The organism is Salinibacter sp. 10B (genome assembly GCF_002954405.1).
Classification (GTDB): Bacteria; Bacteroidota; Rhodothermia; order Rhodothermales; family Salinibacteraceae; genus Salinibacter.
On sequence record NZ_MQWC01000004.1, the window covers coordinates 1,463,090 to 1,483,099 of the forward strand.

Genomic DNA, 20,010 nt, shown 5'->3' on the forward strand with positions numbered 1-20,010 from the left:
ATTCAAAAGGGTCGTGGTCGCGCAGGCGCTACCGCCGCGAGACGGAGTCCGTCGTCATCTCCTGCACCAGCGCCTCCGCCTCGTACACGTCGGAGAGCCCCTCCAGTACGCCTCGTATGTCGATGGACACGGATCGCATTCGGCGCGGCAAAAATAGGAACGTCCCGGCCGCACTCTGCACGTTTCCGTCCACAACAATTCCCACGAGTTGAAGAGAGGAGTTGAGGAGTGGCCCTCCGTACTCACCGGCCCCAAGATCGGTACTCGCCACGGTGGTGAGCGGCGTCGATCGATCAAAGGCGTTTGCTGGAGCCTGCCAGCGCTCTGGAAGTGCCTGCGCCTCTCCCGGAGTGGAATGATGCCCGTAGAGCCCGTAGAAGGTGGTAAAGGGCGGGGCAAGAGTTCCATTGTACGAATATCCTTGGATCCGGCCGTCCGCAAGGCGGAGTGCGCGCGACCGCGGAAGACGGACGGGACGCCGCAGGCTCCGGTGACGAATCGCCGAGAGACGGTCGGTCAGCCGCTGCTCTCGTGATTGCAACTCGGTCCAGTCGTCCCGAAATGCCGCATATTCCTCGTGGACGGCCGTCATCAGTGCAATCGCTGGATCGTCCCTGGGTATCTCTCGGTTTCGAAGCGCCGTTTGCGCTGCCTCCGGTTCGGACAAGACGGAGTTCTCTACAATCTCGCCAGCATTGAATTGCGCCAGCCGTTGCGCGAGCACACTGTCGACCGCAAGGTGTGTTTGCAGGCGGTGCAGATGATCCGCCAGCAGCGCCTTATCGAGCGCTGGGGGCTGAGCAGACACGGCCTGAAGAGGAGATCCCGACGCCTCTGAACGAGACCGTGCGTCGTTCATCGCCTGGTAGGCGTGCAATGCTCGCTGGAGGGTTGCGGAGCTGTACTCGGGATGGAGCAAGAATGAGAAGGCCTGGTACCGATCTACGTACTCCCGTTTCTCCGCCTGAAGGGTTTCCAGTTCTTCCATCACCTGTGACGCGCGTGCCCCCTCCTCCCGTCGCAACGCCTCGTCTCGACGCTGCAGCCGAGTCATCACGTATCGGTTTTGGAGACTTTCGAGCTGGGCTCTCGTGCGCTTGAGTTCCCCCTGTCCCTCCCGGAAACGCTGCCTCCACAACGACCGGGTCGCCGTAGTGTCCATCACGTGCTGGACATGCGTCGTCCAGTTGTCCAGCCGCGCCACGTGGTCTGGATGCGTCACGTCGCGCCGGAACGCAAGCTGTTGGTACGTTTCTGCACGATAGGTGTCTCCCGGAAAGCCAACAGCAAAGACAGCATCTCCCGGACGTGCGCCTTGGGGCCGGAGCTCAAAATGAGTGTCGGAGGAAAGAGGGGTGCCATCCTCATAGATGCGAAGTATGGCCACCCCCCAGGTGTGCTGAGGATAAGTGAGCATCTCCTGCACTCCGGCCTGCACCTGTGGTTCGGGCCGAAAAACAAGCCGGACATCATCGTATCGCCGGTAATAGTAGGCCACGTATCGCTCCCCTCCGGCTTCGGGTACCACGTCCACCGACTGCTGATCCGGGACCTCTGCCTGCAACCGACGTTGCAACTGGACAGCCGCCGACCCGACAGACGTATCTTGTTCTGCAGATCCCTCCTCTGCGACCAGAGAATCCACTTGTCCCGTGACGTCCCGAACCTCCACCACACGCTCCGCAAAGAGTGTTTCCAGGGGCTGTTCATCCTGCTGGTCCTCGGCGTAGAAGGCCGCCCCCTGCTGCTGCTCGTCTCGCCCGGCCCCTGCCGGCACACATCGAGCCGCCGTAAGAACCAGTCCTTGTGGCGACACGAGCGCCCCTGAGCAGTCCGGCAGTCGCACCGTCCCGAGACGAGCATGCTGGATCCCTCGCGCCCCCCCCGACACGCGGTACTGCTTCTCGACATAATCTACGGGAGGGTGTGCAAACGACCAGAGACGCCCGAAGTCAAACGGTCCGGTCTGAACCGTATCCGGCGACACAAGCGGCCCGAAGCGGGGCACACTCCGATCCTGTGCCTGCGCCGACAGGACGAGCGGGGGACCTGCAAGCAAAAGCAGGAGCAGAACCCAAAAGACGTGAGCAGATCGATTCATGCGAACATCCCGCTCTCTCCGGGCACGCAGACCGTGGTCCACGCAAGCAGAAACGACCGTCACAGACATGCCTGCAGATCGATCGGGAGGAGAAAATAGCATCTGTACGAGCGGTGGCACCGGATCGAAGAGACGGAAAGAAGACTCAAAGGTTGCTGTACTGTCGGCGCGGGATCGGGATCCCTTCTCCGCCTGCGCTCTCCTTGCGTTTTAATTCCGTGCAGGCCCTTTTGTAGAAAAGACCGTAAACCCTTTCTAGAGAAGACGAACGTTGCTTCTTTTGAGTTGAGTCCCTGCGCATTACGTTCATCCTTCTGGGGACCGGTCCGAAAGCGCCCGCTCTTTCCCCACCTCTTACGGGGCTGGTACCGGTTCTTCCTTCAAAACCGCCCGACACCACCCCCGAACGGCGTTGCAACAATACAGAGCATCAGCCCCCTTCACTTCGTCAAGCGTCAGCACCCGTTCCTTGGCCTGTTCTTCTGTCTGCAACACATACTCCCGGTATACCCCGGCCAGAAGACCGCACTCCACGGGGGGCGTCCAAAGGGTATCTCCCTTCCGAACAAACAGATTGCTGTGTGTCCCCTCCGTGACCTGCCCCTCTTCGTTAAGGAGCAGCGCCTCGTCGCAGTTCTGCTCCTGGGCCGCCTGGAGCACATGGTCGTACACCCGGCGATGGGTAGTCTTGTGGTAGAAGAGAGGATCCGAACGGTCGACCCGCTCCTCTGCAATCGTCAACGTCCAAGGCTCGTCGCGTCCCGCTCCAATCGGACTGGCCTCCACCGCTATCCGCCCCCATCGGTCGAGCGTCGCCCGAACCTTGAGCACCGCCTCCCCAACCCTGTCCGAGACGGCCCGGTCAACCCGCCGCCGAAAGCGCGCCTCGTCGAACGGATAGCCGAAGTACTGCGCCGATCGTGACAGACGATCCACGTGACGGTCAAGCATTGGCACCTGCAACTCGTCGAACCGCATCGTTTCGATCAGCCGCAGGTCGTCGTCTTCTGTGTTCATCTGCGTGCTTTGCTTGGACGGCGTCAAGAATCGAGTTTTCAGCGCACATTCCTGATACTCCGAAGCAGGGTCCGAGTCCCACACAATCCCACTTCCAACCCCCATCGTTCCCTGGTCCTCCTCTAGCACGACGGTCCGAATGGCAACATTGAAGACAGCGGTGTCGTCCGGCCCAACCATTCCAATGGCCCCACAGTACACTCCGCGCGGCTCCGTCTCCAGATTTCGGATGAGCTGCATCGCCCGTCGCTTTGGGGCTCCCGTGACCGACCCGCACGGAAAGAGGGCCCGCAGTATGTCGGCCGTGCCCTCCCCCGTACGAAGGCGTCCCTGCACCGTAGAGGTCATCTGGGTCACTGAGTCGTAGGGCTCGGTGGTGTAGAGGTCGGGCACCTCCACCGATCCGAGCTCGCAGCACACCGAGAGATCGTTGCGCAGGAGATCAACGATCATCAAGTTCTCCGCCCGGTTCTTCGGATCGGTCGCAAGTTCCTCCCGAAGGGACCGATCCTCCTCCAGTGTGCGCCCTCGTCGGATGGTCCCCTTCATTGGGCGCGTGCAAATTCGATCGCCGACCCGACGAAAGAACAGCTCCGGAGAACACGATAGAATCTGACGGCGTCCGAGGTTCAGATAGGCACCGTACGGAACGTGTTGCTGCCGCCGGAGCCGCCGATACAACATTCGCGGATCGCCTTTTATCCGAAAATGCACCGGTGCCGTGTAATTGACCTGGTACACGTCGCCCTGCCGGATGTGGTGGCGCACCCGATCAACGGCGTTGACATAGGCCGTACGGGAAATGGAAAGCTCCGGATCGCTAATGCTCACGTCGGCCTCCATGTTCGCAAGGCCGAGCGTCACCTCGGGGGGAGCAACGGGATGCGGGCGATCATAGACCCCAAACCATCCGACGGGGGCCGCATGGGTCTCGCCCCCCTCAAGATCGACAAACGAAGATCCGGCTTCGTACGAGAGATACCCCGCTACGTACTGTCCACGACTCGTGGCAGCCTCGATGTCAGCAAGCAAAGACGGAACGTCCTCGGGCTCAGAGGCCGTGAGGATGCGGGACGGATGTGCAAAGCACCAGCTCCACCGGTTTGACGAAGACGGTCGTGCCGTATCAAGGAGAATGGTCCCCGGCTGGGCCAGGACGGTAGGATCAAACACAGGGCAGGTGCGCAGAACAACAGAGCTGATTGACAACTCCCAACAATTCCTTTACGCGCACACAGGAAAAGAGTTGACAGAAGGATCGGATGCGCTCCTACCTGCGACACCCGGTCCAATGGGACACAACTAACACGCCCGACTGCTTCCTCAGTTCAGGCAGAGAGAGCACCGTCGCTGCTTCGGTTCTGATGCCTCGGCAGAGACGGACACAGAGGCCTCTGCGTACGGGGCGAGGAGCATGACCTCATGGGACGACTCCCGAACCTGCGCCTGAACGTATTCTTCGGGTCCTCCCCACCCTTCGTGCCGCCATCCCTGCGTTCGGGCGTCGTAGTCGAGCTGGGCAATATCAACCCGGAGTCCCTTCATCGAAGTGCTCATCGATGACGTGTCCCCGGCAGAACTCGAATCAGAACGAATGCCGTACACGACAGCGATGATGGAAGCCGGAACGACCCAACAGGCGGCTAGGAGCAGAGGAACGATCGGGGAAATGGACATGGGCATACAAAAGTAGTCGGGAGTCGCGTCAACTCGTTCCTATATAGCAACAAACCGCGTGCCTGTGTTGAACGGGGTCGTATTCTTCCCCAAAAGAAAGGAATTGTCGACCGACTCGTAAAGGACTGTTCCATTTCTACCCATTCCCTTGAAGCTGCAGGGATATTTTCATTCGCATCTCCAGGCACGGCTGAAATCTTCTCACGGTGCCCTCCGGAACGGAGACAAAAGAAAAGAGAACTGCCCATTCCTCTCCTCCATTCCCCCGAACGCGTCTCGTGAATCGGGGCGTCCCCCTTTAACTCGGGTCGTTCGTAACCGAGAAACTCGTCACAACGACTCCACGTCCTTCTGTCTGTTCTCCCGGTCCCACACGGTACCGCTCTGGATACGAGAATTCTTTATCGAACTCAACCTGGAATTTTCCCCGATCAGATCGCTCGAAGCTACTGACGATCTCGTCGTACAGACGATCAATCGTCAAAAACGAACCCGACTCTGCAGCACTTCCTCCCTCCCCGTCAACCGATACACTATCAATTTGACCTTCCCGAACAACCACAAACACGTTGTTTTTTTCGACCCCTCCTACAGATTTGTTGTACGTAAACCGATACGACTCAATTCCGGACTGCTCCCACTCCTCCATATTTTTTTCGATAAGGTCGCCCACCTGTTCAGAGTTCTCATCCAACGAAAGCAGACCACACCGGCCGAACAAAAGAATTACCCCAAAAGCAAGTACAGCACGCGCCACTAGCCTGTAACCCATATCTACCTCTACCTTAGTCCTTAGAAGAGAGCTCAAACTCCACCGTTCGCGACACCCGGTTCCCCGTTCGGTCATCCGTGACTTCTACAGCGATGCGCACCTCTTGAGTCTCGTCCGTCATCCAGTCGCTCGGACTCAAAACAACATACTCTTCGGTACGCTCATTCCGGCCCTGAAACTCGCTCTCCACAGCCGTCTGTTCCTGATCGTCTCCACGAAAGAGTTGCGCAAACCCCTTTCGATCCGTCGTTCGACGCACCTCGTACGTAACAGTGTAGCGCGTCCGACCGTCGGGGCCAGTCGCCAGGTGATACAATTCAAAACGGAGCGCAAGAGGCGACTGCCCAGACAACTCCCGAAACGGATATACGGGCGCTTCTTCAATGGAGGTTGTGTCCGTCTTCAAAAGAACCGGCTCCAGATCACTCATCTCTAGATCAGAGGGATCGTTGCGAAGCGCCGTAAGGGAGTCGGCCCGGCTGGTTCCGACTTTCAGCCTTGCCTGCGGTCGAAGTGATTTCGGCTCTCCGCGAATCGACGCCCAGGAGACATCGACTTGTAGGGCCGCATGCGACGTGTCCTCGATGAAAAACGTCTCCCGCCGCGGCTTGGGTACCCCCTGTGCCTCCTCGGCGTGAGACACGAAGAAATGCCGGCGCTCCATCTCCTCTCGTTCATAGGATTCCGCAAAGCGTATGAGCGACGAGGTCAAAAGATAGCCCCCCTCCGCGTCGATGCTCTCCTTCACTGCTTCCAGCTGTTCTTGAGACGGCCGGAGGGACGATCGCAAAACGCTCCAGTAGAGCGCCACTTCGGTCGTACCATCCGTGCCGAGCGACCGTACCCAACGAGCCGCGACGGGGACATTGCCAAACTCCCGTCCAACATTCGAACGCGTTTGAGGAACCACTGTCTCCCGTCGTCGCCGAGCCGCTACCTCCTCTTGCTTGATCTCCCCGATCTTTTGATGCAAAAACGAATGCGGACGAACGCTCATCGGCGCATTCATTCCGCTCAGGCGCTGGCGAACCAACTCGTTGTACATCGACAGGTCCGTGAACGTAATCCCATATCGGGCTCGCTGATACGAAAGCTGCTTGTAAATGGACTCAAGTGCCGACAAGCTTTTCAGGGCCTTCCGCATTCCACGCTCAGTGGGACCTCCCCCGTAGCGAAGTCGCGGGGGAATGAGCTCAATCGGCTGCCCGAGTTCACACCCATCCCCCCGCTCACACACAAAGAGGAACTCTGCTTCGGTCTGAAAGCCATAGGTCCAAAATTCTCCGCCCCCGACCTCGCGCGACCGATTGGGCGGCCCGTAGCGCACGTATACCCGTCCTCGACCATCCAGGCGATCGTCATCGTCCTTCCGATGATAGTACCGAAATGCATGAGCCACGCGCTTCAGATGCTCCTGAAGCCGCTCATTTGCCTCCGTAGCGGGATACGGATCCCGTCGCCCCCACCATCTTTTGAGCGTGCGTCCCGTTCCGGGCACAAGGGCCTCCGGTTGCCCCGTCTCTGCTGCCGTCTGAATCTTCAACTGCTTAACGGTCGCTTCCGACAAAACGGCCTGAAGGGCATCCAATTGACGCCGGACCACCGATTTCGAAAAGGTGCGATCGACCGATGTCGAATCATCTAGAAATCGCAGAAAGGCATAGTACGTGCCCGGAGTTCGAATTTTCTCTTTTGGATCGATCTCTGGCCCTCCAGTCCAAACCTCTCCTACCGGTCGCTCCTCTCCTCCCGTGGTTTCCACAAGAAGCGCTACTGTCCCTGATCGAACCGACGTCTCGTGAATCGCGGACTGTCCGTACCGGCCGCTCATCAGGAGGACGAGAACAACGGCGTACACAACTCTCATCATGGTCAGAGACTCGCTTGCGAGGAGTTCGCAGGGAGTATTCTAACGCGTGTCCCGGGCGGAATATCCAATATTCATAATAAAAACTAGGCTTAAACAAAAAAGGGAGCCCAGGCGACGCCCGGGCTCCCTTTCGACGATGTCTATTTTCGGAACGCTCTTCGCGAAGACAAGAGCCGTCTTACTGAAGGAACGGAGAAACCTGAGCCCGGTTGTTCGCCAGCACGCGGTTCATGTTCACGTCGATGGTCGCCTGATTCGCCGCCTCGTCGTACGTGAACGAGTCGAGGGTTTCGCCCGACCCGAGCGCGTTGGTGATGTACTCCGGAACGATGCCTTCCGTGGCAGGACTTCCCGGGGCAATATTCTCGTTAATCTGTGCCTCATTGAACGGCACCGGCGCCTTAAAGCCCATCGTCGCGAACCGACGACCTTCGGCTATGAAGATCTCTTGTCGGAGCAAATAATACAGTTCCCAGGCCTCCTGCGCGTTCGACACGTCGTCGACCATCGCATCAGTAACCGACGTGTTGGAGATCGCAGCAACTTCTGTGTTCGCCGTCCGGTCCAACACGAGTCCACTTCGATAGGGATCGTCGGCACTGGCCCGGACCTCAACATCCGACGAGTTGGGACGAGACCCCGGGTCGGACTGCGTCCGGTCCTCCGTCGTTTCATCAACGGTCCGCTCGGTACGCGTATCCTGCACGAGCGTGATCAACTCCTTCATCTCCGCCTGCGCTCCCGAGAGATCGTTCTCAGCAAGATCGGCCTCGATCAAAATGAGGTGGGCCTCTTCCGCCTTCAAGAACGGAAAGGGAGTTTCGCTAGATCCAGCAATTCCAAACTTCGGATCCAGGAAGTCGAGACGTGGCAGAGGTTGAAAGTCGTCAAAGCTCTGCCGGTCATAGAGCGCATCCTGCATGGTGTTCGTCGGGCCGTTCTGGTTATCAAACTCCCGGAGACGAACGTAGTCGGCGTCCTGATTGAGAACCTCCTGGGCCCGACTCCGAGCGTCACTGAGGTTCCCATTGTTGTAGTATGCTCGCGCCTGGGCAAGCTTGTATCCCACCTGATCTCCGTTCCCACTATCGATGGCATTCTGGAGGGTATCAATTGCCGCCTGAAAGTGCGCAGATGGGTCCGCAGGCGGCCCGCCCCCGGTCAGTGGCGCCGAGTGGAAGGTTTCCCCCAGCAGGATGTGACTCATGCCCTCGTAGAAATCAAGCTCCGCAATATTATCGGGACTGGGATTGTCGTCTCGCGGTACGACCGTATTTCGGCCGAAAATGGCTGATTCCCGAAGGTCGTTGATTGTAAAAAACGAGTCGTCGATGTCCTGCTGCTGATTATTCAAATCGAGACCATCGACCGACTGGTTAAAGAAGGTTTCCGTATTTACGTAATTGTCGGTCGTAATTGAGGTCCAAATCACCGTGTTGTTGAGTGCAATGGCCATCTGCCGGTCCAGCCCGGCCATCCATCGCTGCAACGGATTCGGATTGCTCAGACCCTGGTCTTCCGTAAGCTGCGGGTTCCTCACGTTTTGGGAGTTCAGCAGATCACACCCCGATAGCCCAACGGCCCCGAGAAGAAGAAAAGTAAAGACTGTGACAACCTTTCGCATAGGTCAAAAATGTGGGTTGCAAAATAGAACAGAGGGGGCTCAGAAATGACGAGAACGACTGAGGCCTGGCCGGCACGACACAGGCCCCAGTGTTCTCCTCATTCGTCGTTAGAACCCAACATTGAGAGTGAAGGTGTACTGCCGGGGCGGAGAGATCGTCCCAAAGCCAAAGGCCCCAGCTACCGTCCCCTGCGCGTTCTCCGATCCATTTACTTCTGGGTCAAAGTTCGACGTCGTGAAGTTGAACGGATTTCGTACGCTGGCTCCCAGTCGAACAGACCGGACCGTGGACGGAAGAATGCCGTCCGGAATCTGATAGTCGAGGGCAATATTCCGCACCTTCAGATAGTCAGTATCCTCCACAAATACCCCCGCAAGCGTGGTGAAGCTGATGCTTGGGTCACTCACAGCCTGCACGACAGCCGGCGGGAACTGCTCGTTATTCGGGTTCGGGAAGCGTCCTTCATCCAATGCATTGATTCCCTGGAAGGCCTTGAAGAAGCGAAGCACTTCATTGGTATTCACGCCCTGAGCACCCGTTTGGTAGTCGGCCGTCGCTCGAAGGGTCAGCCCTTGATATCGGGCCGTAAGCCCCAGACTTCCAAACTTATCAGGGTTCGGGTTCCCAAGCACTGCATCGGTCTGTACACTATCGAGCCGTCCGGTCTCCGGGTTAAAGAAGGGCTTGTCTCCTTCCAGGTATCCAATCGGCTGTCCCTCGTCGACGAAGGTGCCGAGAAAGAGAAACCCCCCGTTGTTAAACTTCGAGGCCTGTCCGTTGTCGACGACCTCGTTCGTGTTGGTATTCAGGGACGCATTCACCGAAAGACTGTAGTCCGGCGTCTGCAGGAGCGAGAACTGTCCCGCAAACTCCCAGCCCTTGTTTGACACCTCTCCGATGTTGCGAACCTGATCGGCCTGCGCGGTCGACGGAGCGAACGGCGCTTCAAACAGCGCATCTTCCGTGGTCTCGTCGTAGCGCGTGATCTGGAAGTTGGCCCGCCCATTGAACAGCGAGAGATCGGCCCCCGCTTCGTAGGTCTTCACCCGCTCCGGTCCCAACGTCGGCTCGCCGGGCGTGTCGAACGTGTAGCTCGTCTGACCGAGAAACGCATTCACGCTGAGCAGGCGGTCCCGGGAGAACGGTTCGGGAAAGTTTCCGGTCTCCCCGTAGCTTCCTCGCAGCTTCAGGCTGCTGATAATGTCGGACGGAAGCACGTCCTCAAGGAAGGGCTCGTCCGTGACTGTGTAGGCAAACCCGACCGCCGGATACCACTGGGGCTCGGTATCATCTCCAAATGCCGAGTTCTCGTCCACCCGAAGTCCGAGGTCAATGAAGAAGCGATCCCCGAAGCCGATGTTCTCCTTGAGGTATGCACCACGCTGAGCAACGGTCGACAAGTCATCCGACGCCGTCGACTGAGACCCGGACTCGACGGTCTGCGACCCGTCCGGCACGCCGTCAGCATCCAGACGTGCAATGCGGCTCTCATCCCGGAAGACATCGCCTCCGAGGTTCGACTGCAGACTCAGGAACCGCCACTCATACGTGTGACTAACGTTGGCGCTCAAAGTGAGGCCAAGGAATGTCCGGTTAAAGTCCGCAAGGGAACTCGAGCTGGAACCCGATCCGACAGACCGCAAGAATTGGTTGGTGACGATTTCCTTGTTCTGTGCCTGCCGGAAGTCGAGGCCAGCCGTAAATTTCATCGAGATCGACTCGATGGGATTGTACCGGAGCTGCGACGAGCCAACAAGACGATCAATGTTCGTTCTGTTGTTGTAAAGCCGCACCGAATTGCGAAGGGAGTCTTTTACTCCTGCGTACAGATCCCTTGACAGACTATCGATGACAACTGGATTTCCTTGCTCATTCTGAAAGAGTTGGGCTCCCTCCAGGTTGCCAAACTGGGAAAAGCTCGTGTTTGCATTGAGGGCTCGGCCGTAGTTGTTGTGCACATAGTTGGCCGACATGGTCACGTCAAGGTTTTGCAGCGGATTTGCCCCCAGCGTCGCATTGACGTCGTACCGAATGTTGTCGTCGGCCCCAAGTCGGGTGGTGTTATTCTCAAACATCTTGCCCGAGAAACTATAGTGGTACCCCCCCTCGGTGCTCCCATTTCCGGAGAGCTTATAACTGTGGACGAGAGCGGGATCCTGAAAGATGAGATCCCCCGTCCGATCATACTTCAGGAAGTCCTTCGTCCCGTATTCGGCCCCAATCCGAGTTTCGAAATTCAACTGGTCGGGCGTTCCTGCTCCGTCTTTGGTAAAGATCTGAAGCACGCCGTTCGCAGCGTCGGAACCATATATTGTGGTTGCAGCCCCTCCACTCAAAAACTCCACACGCTCGATATTTTCCAGGGGAATATCGGCGATCGAGCTGCTACGAGCTCCTCCTGTGCTGATAAACTCGTTGGAGCCCGTGCTCTGGTTGTCAACACGCACCCCGTCTACGTAGATAACGGGAGTCGTGACTCCCGTAGCAGACACTGGGCCCCGGTTTTTAATTAGAGAGGTCGTCCCCGGCTGTCCGGAGTTGAGACGAATCTGTGTGCTCTTGAGCTGGGACTGGAGGGCTTGGTCGATGCGACCGGTCGAAACTGACGCCACCTCTTCTGCAGAAACCGTCGTGGCCGAGGTTGGCAGACGCTTGGTTTGAATCGCTGATCCCTGCCCCGTAACGACAACCTCTCCAAGCTCCTGCGTTTGCGGTTGCAGTTGGAAGTTGACCGTAGCGGTCTCCCCTTCCGAAACTGTCACCGTTCGCTGCCGGGCATTGTACCCCACGAACGACGCCTCAACGGTGTACTCTCCCACCGGAACGCCGGTGATCCGAAAGGATCCCTCGGCGTTCGTAGCAGCCCCCATCCCTTCTTCTAGGATCTGAACGGTCGCTCCCGGAAGAGACGCTCCGGTTTCTTGGTCCGTGATGGTTCCCGTAATCGTACCTTGTTGTGCCCATGCAAGATTGGGCAATAAGAGGAGAGCCGACCCCGTTATAAGTGTGATTAGCAGTTTTCTCATGACGACAAGTCTACAGTGAATCTGGTAGCGACGAAAACAGAAAAGGGAGGGTGAATCCACTCGATCATCTCTCGAACCAGTTCGCCTACGGTCACCAATAGCTTTTCAGACAAAACCCGTCGACCCAGCAACGTCCGGCTCCACGATCAGCATGGGGGTGCTCAATCAAGACGATGCTCCCGAGTGATACACTCTCTCAATGACACCTCCCCTCTGATATCCGCTCTCACCTCTCGATAAATGACGTAAGTATCAGACGCCCGAAGCATACCCAACCATCGGGCTTGGACGAGGCTTTTTCCTTTTCCGCAGTTTTAAATATCCCGATAAATGAAGTGGAAGTCAAGACAACCACTATTGCTGAATCCCCCGCGATGGCCATCCTGCTATTTAGAAGGAGGGTCACGTGAAGATTTTCACGCCTCAGCCCCTCTCCCGGAAGCGGTTCCAAAAAAGTAACCGCTAACTTTACAGTATTTAAATTTTTTATTCACACTTGAAAGCGTGTACTTTTCGCTTTCGTTGCATTATTCAGCAGTCATCTCCTCTCTTTCTCCAGCCGCCCGCCGGTTCAATGATGCTGTGTGCCTGCAGAGTTTGCCATGTGCCTCTAATGCGTCTCGCCCCCTCCTCTCAGAGAATTACACATCATCGGTATTGCTCCCTCATGTGCCCTGTCCCCCAGACACTAAGGGCATTCCCAATCCCAGGACCGCGTACGGGATCACCTTCTGCCACAGAGGGAGGCTCCCCCTCTGTGGCCGGTGAGGGGAAATGATCTCGGCCATGCTGGCGTTTTCACGACTGTCCCTCCCCCGTGCACTTGTCTTTTGATTGCATGCAGTGATACGCCTTTCTGATCTCACCACAAGGCTACTCCCCCGCCTGGAAGCACGCAGACAAGAAAAGGGGAATGCTCCTTTTCACTGTTGGTTGTTTCCGTCCGACTCCAAAAGAGTAATGGTAATGATATCCTGGTCACGGCGCTCGTCCTCAAAGGTGGCGTCATAGCTTGTCGGAAAGCCTTGATCAGTGTCGAAGTTTGCTCCAAACTGGCTTTCCTCCTCTCCAATGCGAGACTCAATGAGGGCAAAGAACGACTCCACCGTGCCGACGAGAAGCTCGTCGTCCGGAATGTCGTCCGGCGAGGTCGAGATCGAATCCGCGGCTCCCGACCGCACAAAGACCCGAGCGGTGTCGACAATAGTCTCGCCCCGCTGCTGGGCGTACACGAGTTGATAGTCCTGGAGATTTTGCTCCTGCCACCGCTGCCGGGCATCTTCGAGCTGATCGCGGACCTGATCCTGAATACCTCCTCCAAAATCACATCCGCCGACGAGACCGACCGCAAGTATGAGGCTCAATAGGAAAAAACGCATAGAAAGTGACGGTTGCTTCAAAAGGGCGTTCTCAACGAGAGACGGGAATACAAAAAAGGGTTGCCCCCGATGAAAGGGGCAACCCTGAAGCCGAACTCGGCACGTACGTGCAGGAAACGGTAGTTAGAAGTTCGGGTTGGGCTCCGTCTCAGCACGCGTAAGCTGCAGCCACTGCGCCGTCGTCTGGCCGTTCACCTGATCCTTCAGGTGCCACTCGACCACATCCATGCGGCGCTGGTCCGGAAGGCGACTGCCCGTCGCGAACAGCGTTCGGTCGCGCTCGACGGCGAGACGGTCCAGGTCGATGCTGCTGAGGTCACTGAGACCGTAGCTCGAGCGAACGGTATTCACCAGTTCGAGAGCAGACTCGTTGCCGGCATCGTAGCCGCGCAGTTCAAGCTCCGCACGGATCAGGAAGAGCTCCTGCCAGCTGATGAAGGGCATGTTCGTGCGCTGCTCCCACTTGCCCTGGCCCCACTCAATGATCTCTCCGGCTCCTGCAGGGAGTTCATTTGCCTCTCCATCGGGCGACCAGGCGTTGTACGCGTCCGAGAAGGTGATGTCACTAAAGGCGATGCCCTGCAGGTTCGTCGGAAGGGCACCGAATCCGCCGACGGTCGACCCGCCGCCGTTAATAACGGTGAGCGGAATCCGGTTCAGCTCCTGCGGGTTGTTCGCCACCGTCTCGATGTGGCTACGCGCGACCAGCTCTCCGGTCTGCTCGTCCGCCACCTTGTAGCTCTGAGACGGATTGGGGGAGCGTGTGGCCAGCTGATTGGCATTTCCATCCTGAACGGCCAACTGCAGTCGCCCCACGCCTGCGCTGAAGTGATACCCGTTGGTGGTGTTCAGGTCGTACCGCACGTCCCAGGACTCGCCCTGCTGCAGTCCCTCCGATGCGTAGTCGGCGGCGGCCTGAAGGGCCTCCTGCCCCTGAAATCCTTCCGAGGTTTCGAAGTCATGTGTGCCGGCATAGAGAGCGGCACGAGCGCGCGCGGACTGGATTTGTCGCTGTCTCAGTCCATTTTCGAGCGCCTCGGCCTGCGCGAGCGCGGCGGCGTACTTGTCTTCCGCCTGCTGGTACAGGACGGGCGACGGGATGAACGCGGACGTGTCGATCGTCGCTCCCCCGCGACGCGGATCGTCCGGGTGCCCGAAGTACGTGGCGAGATAGTACCGGGCGTTCGCACCGTGGAGGTTGGCCGCAAGGCGCACCTCTTCCTCAGACGCCGACGCAGAAGGATCGGAGAGATCGAACCCATCTCCCTCCACGCGCCGGAAAAGATCGTCTGCCAGGTATCGGTACTCCTGGAGATCGGCCAGCGAGCCGGTGATGCTATTGTTATCGTCCGCTATGATTCCGGCGTCGAGCTGGGCAAACGTCGGGAACGTCGCGTCGCCGTTGATCCCGAAGCGGAACTCATCGGACAGGCCGTCGGCCAGGTCCGTCACGCCGGTGTGCGTTTCGGCCCACTGTGCCTGGATTCCCGTGATCAGGAATTCAGCCTCGGCCGGATTGTTAAACTGCTCACTTCCCGCGGCGTCCCGGGGCTGATCGACGTTCGAGACGAACGTATCACAGGCCGCAAACGTCACGGCAAGGGCCAACACGGCACTGAGTGCCGTAAATCTCTTCAGTGTAGTCTGGTAGCTACTCATAGTTCAACTATAGCTGTGCAGTAAGAATGTGGAAGCACGTTGTGGGTCAGAAGAATGGGGAGTGGTCTGTATCCCCACTCCCCATGGGGTTCAGTTAGAAGCCCACCTCGAGACTGAACGTATACTCCCTCGGGTTCTGCAGGGTGAGGAAGTCCTGCCCACGCGTCACACCTCGCGATCCACTGAAGTTGACCTCCGGATCGGGCCCGAGATCATAGGGCGTGAACGTCAGGAGGTTCGACGCCGAGAAGCCGAGCGTGAAGGTTCTCAGCACGTTCGTGCCGGAAACCGACCCAAGCAGGTCGGAGGCATCGTACTGGATACCCACCGAGCGAAGCTTCAGGAAGTCGGCATCCTGAAGGAAGTTGTCAATCTCGCCGGTTCCGGCTCCCGGGTTCGTCCGGGCCAGGTCGTTGGCCACCTGTCGGTACTGATCCGTTCCCGGCTCAAGCTCGGCAAGCTGATCCGACAGCTCGTTCCGGCGCTCGTTGGCCCCGATCAGGGTGAGGAAGCGCACCGTGTTCGAGTAGGCCTGGTGACCGAGCTGGTACTCTGCCTGGGCATTGACCCTCAGGTCGTTGAAGAAGGTGGCCGAGAAGCCAAATCCACCAAAGTGATCCGGCACCGGGTTTCCGAGGGCAACGGACTCCTCGCTCAGCTTAGGACCGAGGTACGTACCGTCGTCGGCAAATTGGGCGCCTTCCACTTTCGGCCCAACGAAGGTGTACGGTGCATATCCTTCCTGAATCACGTTTCGCTGGAAGTCTCCAAAGATGCTCTGTCCACCGAGCTCATCTACGTTCTGCTTCCGGTAGCTGTAATTGGCATTGACGCTTACCGAGTGCTGCTCGGTGCGGAGAGCCGTCACGCTTAGGGACGTCTCGATGCCCCAGGCGGAAATCTGTCCGACGTTCCGCGGAATCTCCGCGTTACCGAATCCGGTAGAGAGCGCCGGCTCGAAGTCCACGATCGAATCCTCCGTGTTCTGCCGGTAGTACGTCGCGGAGAAGGAATACCGGTTGGCAATCCCCAGGTCGAATCCACCTTCGATCTCACTCACTCGCTCCAGGTTGAGGTCCGGATTCCCCACGGCGCCAATGGTGGCTCCGGTGCCGAACCCACTGGACTGTCCCGAGAAGCGAACGGCCTCGCCGTCCACTAGGTCGGGAAGTGCGCCCGTTTGTCCCCAGGACACGCGCAAGTTGAGGCGGTCAACCAGTGACGGAAGGTAGTCGCCAACCTGGGCAGACGCCCGGGCAGACGGGTACCACTCCTTGAACGAACCGGTTTCTCCCGCCACGAGCCGGGTCGACCAGTCTCGCCGGATCGCAAACTCTGCGGAGTACCGATCGAAGAACTGGATCTGCTGCCGACCGATGATGCCTGCACTTCGCTCGTTGGTGACCGACTCATCGATGTCGTCCAACTGCGTGCCGGCCCCGATACTGGTAATCAGGTCCGTTCCGATCCGGGACGACGTCGCACTGACCCATCGGTCCGACTCCGTGAAGAGCTGCGCGCCAGCGGTCGTCGTTGCACTAATGTCCGACGTGACGTCGTAATCGTAGGTCGCCGTCAGGTCCGCATTGAACCGACGCCGGTCACTGTCGAGCGCGTTTCGCTCTCCACCGGTCGAGAGATAAATGTCCTGGTACTGGTTCGGCCAGGTCTGGTCGTTGCGCCGAGCACTGATGTCCGCCCCACCCTGAGCGCGCAGGCTCAGTCCCGGAAGGGCCTCAGGCTCATACGAAAGCTCAACGGACTGCTGGAACCGGCGGACGCGCTGCTGGTCGTCAATCGCGAAGAATGCAGAACTGTCCCGCTCCGTAAAGGCACCAAACGGTGCATCAAGCGCAAGAGCGCCCAGCACACCGAAGATGTTGTTATCTGCCTGCGGCCGGGAGTAGTAGTTAAACGCCAGCGTGGAGCGACTGCTAATCGTGAACGACTCCGTGGGACGCGTCTCCACATTCGCACTCAGGTTGTTTCGTTCTCCCTCACCCGTCGGGAAAATGCTTTCGGTACTGCGGTGCGAATACCCGAGTCGATAGTTGGCTTGCTCAAACGACCCCGACACGGACACCCGATGTCCCTGGATACTGCCCTGCCGGTGAATGGCGTTGAGCCGCTCGGCCGTCGGGTAGATGTCTTTGTTGTACCCGTTCTGCTTCTCGGTGGCGCCCAGGGTTCCCTGATAGGTCACCTCAAGATCCTGGCCTTGCTGCCCGCTTTTCGTCTCAATCAGCACAACGCCGTCGGTCCCATCGGTCCCGTACAGGGAGGTTGCCGACGGTCCCTTCAGAACGTTGATCGACTCGATATTGCTCGGGTCGAGATCGGCCAACGGAGAGCCTGTAGGCTGCCCTCCGACGTTGAACCCCGTCGCCGGCTCCTGATTGATGCGCGTGCCGTCGATGAAGATGAGCGGCTGGCCGTCACTGTTGAGGCTTACTCCACCCCGCACGTCGAATCGCAAGCCGGCTCCCACGTTACCGGAGGAGCGTCGGACCGTGACTCCCGGGGTCCGTCCCTGCAGGAGATCAGAGACGTTCTCGTATTCCGTCGTTTCAGTCAGTTCTCCCGCGTCAATATTCGAGACTGAAACGCTCGCTTCGCCTCGCGTCTGTTCCCGCCCGAAGCCCGTCACGACAACCTCCTCGAGCTCCTGTGTTCGCGGTTGCAGCTGGAAATTGACCGTGGCGGTCTCTCCCTCCGAAACGGTCACTGTTCGCTGCCGGGCGTTGTACCCCACGAACGATGCCTCAACGGTGTACTCTCCCGTCGGTACGCCGGTGATCCGAAAGGATCCCTCGGCATCCGTGGCTGCTCCCATTCCTTCTTCTAGCACACGAACCGTTGCTCCCGGAAGAGACTCTCCGGTTTCTTGGTCCGTGATGGTTCCCGCAATCGTGCCTTGTTGTGCCCATGCGAGATTAGGCAATAACAGGAGAGCCGACCCCGTTATGAGTGTGATTAGCAGTTTTCTCATGACGACAAGTCTCAGTGAATCTAGTTACTGCGAATAACGTCGGAAACAGACGGTGAGTGTACACCACAGGTAGATTTCGCTCACCCTCCCCGCCACCAACGCCAGTCAGGTAAACGGGAATCGCCCAACGCCAGTGTTCAAAATGAGAACCGCTCGCTCGGTACGTCCAACAGCGTGGGGGCACGCTGTATCGACACGGTTCCTGTCAATTGCCCCCCCTCAGAGAAGAGATTCCCACCAGCCATACATTCCGGATGGAGGGCTTTCAAACGCATATCAAACCAAAACCGAGGGGCTTCAGACGTTGCACTCGAGGATGAGCTGTCCTTGTTTCCGCGACATTAATTATCTCGGTGAGTGGGTTGGAAGTCAACACACAAACAGTGCTCTTGCGATCCCAGTCTGTCGCGTAGAGGCGTCAAATGCCTCTTTCGTTACGGGATGGTCTTCTTATATGCTGTTTTGTGGCTATATTTACTAACTCTAAACTTCTACTCAATTTTTTATTCAATTTAAGCCTATAGGAGATGCCTGCCTTCATTAGATCTTGCTCGTATCGTCCCTGTTTTTTGATTCCCCGTAGTCTTTTCAGCGTCGCTCACTTTGGGACATTCTATCAAGTGAGGCTCCTCGTTCTATGAGCACTCAGCGGGAGCCTCCATCCTGGATTGTTGTTCCCTACGGGACGCCCCTTCCGGATTCTAGGAGGGGAGCTCCTCGTTGACCAAACGATCCGAAGATCCCGAAAGCCTGTTGAAGTCAGCAGTTGACTCACTGCGACTCCGAAATGCTATTCTCCGAATGCGAGAACCTGCTCTGCCCCCAGGATGAACGTTTGGAGCACTGTGCTCGACTTAAAAAAGGTGCCCATCGCCGTGTCTCGGTTCAATTGTTTTCGGCACGGTAGCGTTGGACTGAGCCCCAATTTCAAGCGTATCCGAGGTATCCACGTGGACGGCAATCCGTCCACGCGCAAGGGCTCCCAAAAACCCCTGTCCCCCCTGAATTTGAGTGTTTTGGACGTACTCTTCGAAATTGCCGGGATCGGTGGTATTTACGTCAAACTCGTGCCAATTCGAACTGGCATATACGTACCGAACCCGAAGCGAGTCCTTATCCAAATCCAGGCAACGAGGCGGAAGTAGCGTGGGCCCAAACGGGACGAAGATCCGTTCATTTCCGGGAATTCGCGGCTGGAGGAGGTCGTACTCAGGCACAAACTCAAAGAATGGCGTTCCGCCTGATGGGGTGACGATCTCTGTGTTGATCTGTACCTGGTGCGTTCGTCCATCATACGCGAATTCGCCCTGTAAAAACACCGGTGCCCGTTCGGACTTCTCGAATCGCACACGAAACGACGTCAGACAATTCCCATCCCTTGGGGCAACTGTCGGTCGGGCCTCCGTAGGTGTCTTTGTTTCCGCCGACGTGATCAGCTCTCCATCCTCTTTTACCTCCAACCGATACGTCGTCTTCGGCTGAACATCAGCATCTGTCCAGAAATTATGCGTCACGAGACTGTCCCCATCGTCCAGAAAGGCAATGACCGAGTCCTGAAGGACATGGGTTGTGCCATTATCCATGTTTTTCAGAGTGACTGTGGCATCTATCCTGCGATTGGCGTCCGCCTGGAGGGGCGTGTCCAGCGGCTTTACCCGTATAAATTGGCTATCGGCCTGGGAGGACAAATACCCATATATGGAATAGGTCTCCTTTCGCACCGGGTCGATACTGGTATCACATCCAACGAGAAACAGCACTCCTAGAAGGACTACACGGATAAGGCGATACATTAGAAGAGGTACCTGATTCGAGATTCATGCTGAACACCGGTCGGTCGAGCACGCCGGAAGACTCGTCTGGGACTCCCTGCTACAGGGGTCCAAGCGCAGGGG

At 57.8% G+C, this 20,010-nt stretch carries 11 protein-coding genes; all 11 read right to left on the reverse strand.

Features of this window, described 5'->3' with window-relative positions; genetic code table 11:
• Positions 1 to 28 precede the first annotated feature (28 nt).
• Positions 29 to 2,101 carry a S46 family peptidase gene (locus BSZ35_RS06305; protein ID WP_181149205.1) on the reverse strand — a complete coding sequence of 691 codons (2,073 nt, stop codon included), beginning with the start codon at positions 2,099 to 2,101 and terminating at the stop codon, positions 29 to 31.
• A 354-nt stretch (positions 2,102 to 2,455) separates the two neighbouring features.
• Complete coding sequence (gene pabB, locus BSZ35_RS06310; protein WP_105011640.1) at positions 2,456 to 4,291, reverse strand: aminodeoxychorismate synthase component I; 1,836 nt, start codon at positions 4,289 to 4,291, stop codon at positions 2,456 to 2,458.
• Positions 4,292 to 4,441: 150 nt separating this feature from the next.
• The gene (locus BSZ35_RS06315; protein ID WP_146110011.1) at positions 4,442 to 4,795 is read right to left on the reverse strand and encodes a hypothetical protein; all 354 of its coding nucleotides are present in this window, start codon (positions 4,793 to 4,795) and stop codon (positions 4,442 to 4,444) included.
• A gap of 298 nt (positions 4,796 to 5,093) precedes the next feature.
• On the reverse strand, positions 5,094 to 5,567 hold the full coding sequence (locus tag BSZ35_RS06320) for a DUF6174 domain-containing protein (RefSeq protein WP_146110012.1): 474 nt from the start codon (positions 5,565 to 5,567) through the stop codon (positions 5,094 to 5,096).
• A gap of 13 nt (positions 5,568 to 5,580) precedes the next feature.
• Positions 5,581 to 7,437: a GWxTD domain-containing protein gene (locus BSZ35_RS06325; RefSeq protein ID WP_105011643.1), complete on the reverse strand. Its 1,857-nt coding sequence runs from the start codon at positions 7,435 to 7,437 to the stop codon at positions 5,581 to 5,583.
• Positions 7,438 to 7,615: 178 nt separating this feature from the next.
• A complete protein-coding gene (locus BSZ35_RS06330) occupies positions 7,616 to 9,061 on the reverse strand; it encodes a hypothetical protein (RefSeq protein ID WP_105011644.1) in 1,446 nt (481 codons plus the stop codon).
• 108 nt (positions 9,062 to 9,169) lie between these two features.
• Entirely contained in the window at positions 9,170 to 12,088 is a 2,919-nt protein-coding gene (locus BSZ35_RS06335) for a TonB-dependent receptor (protein WP_105011645.1), read from the reverse strand.
• A 923-nt stretch (positions 12,089 to 13,011) separates the two neighbouring features.
• Entirely contained in the window at positions 13,012 to 13,467 is a 456-nt protein-coding gene (locus BSZ35_RS06340) for a DUF6174 domain-containing protein (RefSeq protein ID WP_105011646.1), read from the reverse strand.
• Between the two features lie 123 nt (positions 13,468 to 13,590).
• Positions 13,591 to 15,126: a hypothetical protein gene (locus BSZ35_RS06345; RefSeq protein ID WP_105011647.1), complete on the reverse strand. Its 1,536-nt coding sequence runs from the start codon at positions 15,124 to 15,126 to the stop codon at positions 13,591 to 13,593.
• 94 nt (positions 15,127 to 15,220) lie between these two features.
• On the reverse strand, positions 15,221 to 18,115 hold the full coding sequence (locus BSZ35_RS06350) for a TonB-dependent receptor (protein ID WP_105011648.1): 2,895 nt from the start codon (positions 18,113 to 18,115) through the stop codon (positions 15,221 to 15,223).
• Positions 18,116 to 18,969: 854 nt separating this feature from the next.
• Positions 18,970 to 19,908 (reverse strand): DUF4249 family protein, encoded by a 939-nt coding sequence (locus BSZ35_RS06355; protein ID WP_105011649.1) that lies wholly within the window; start codon positions 19,906 to 19,908, stop codon positions 18,970 to 18,972.
• Between the last annotated feature and the right edge of the window lie 102 nt (positions 19,909 to 20,010).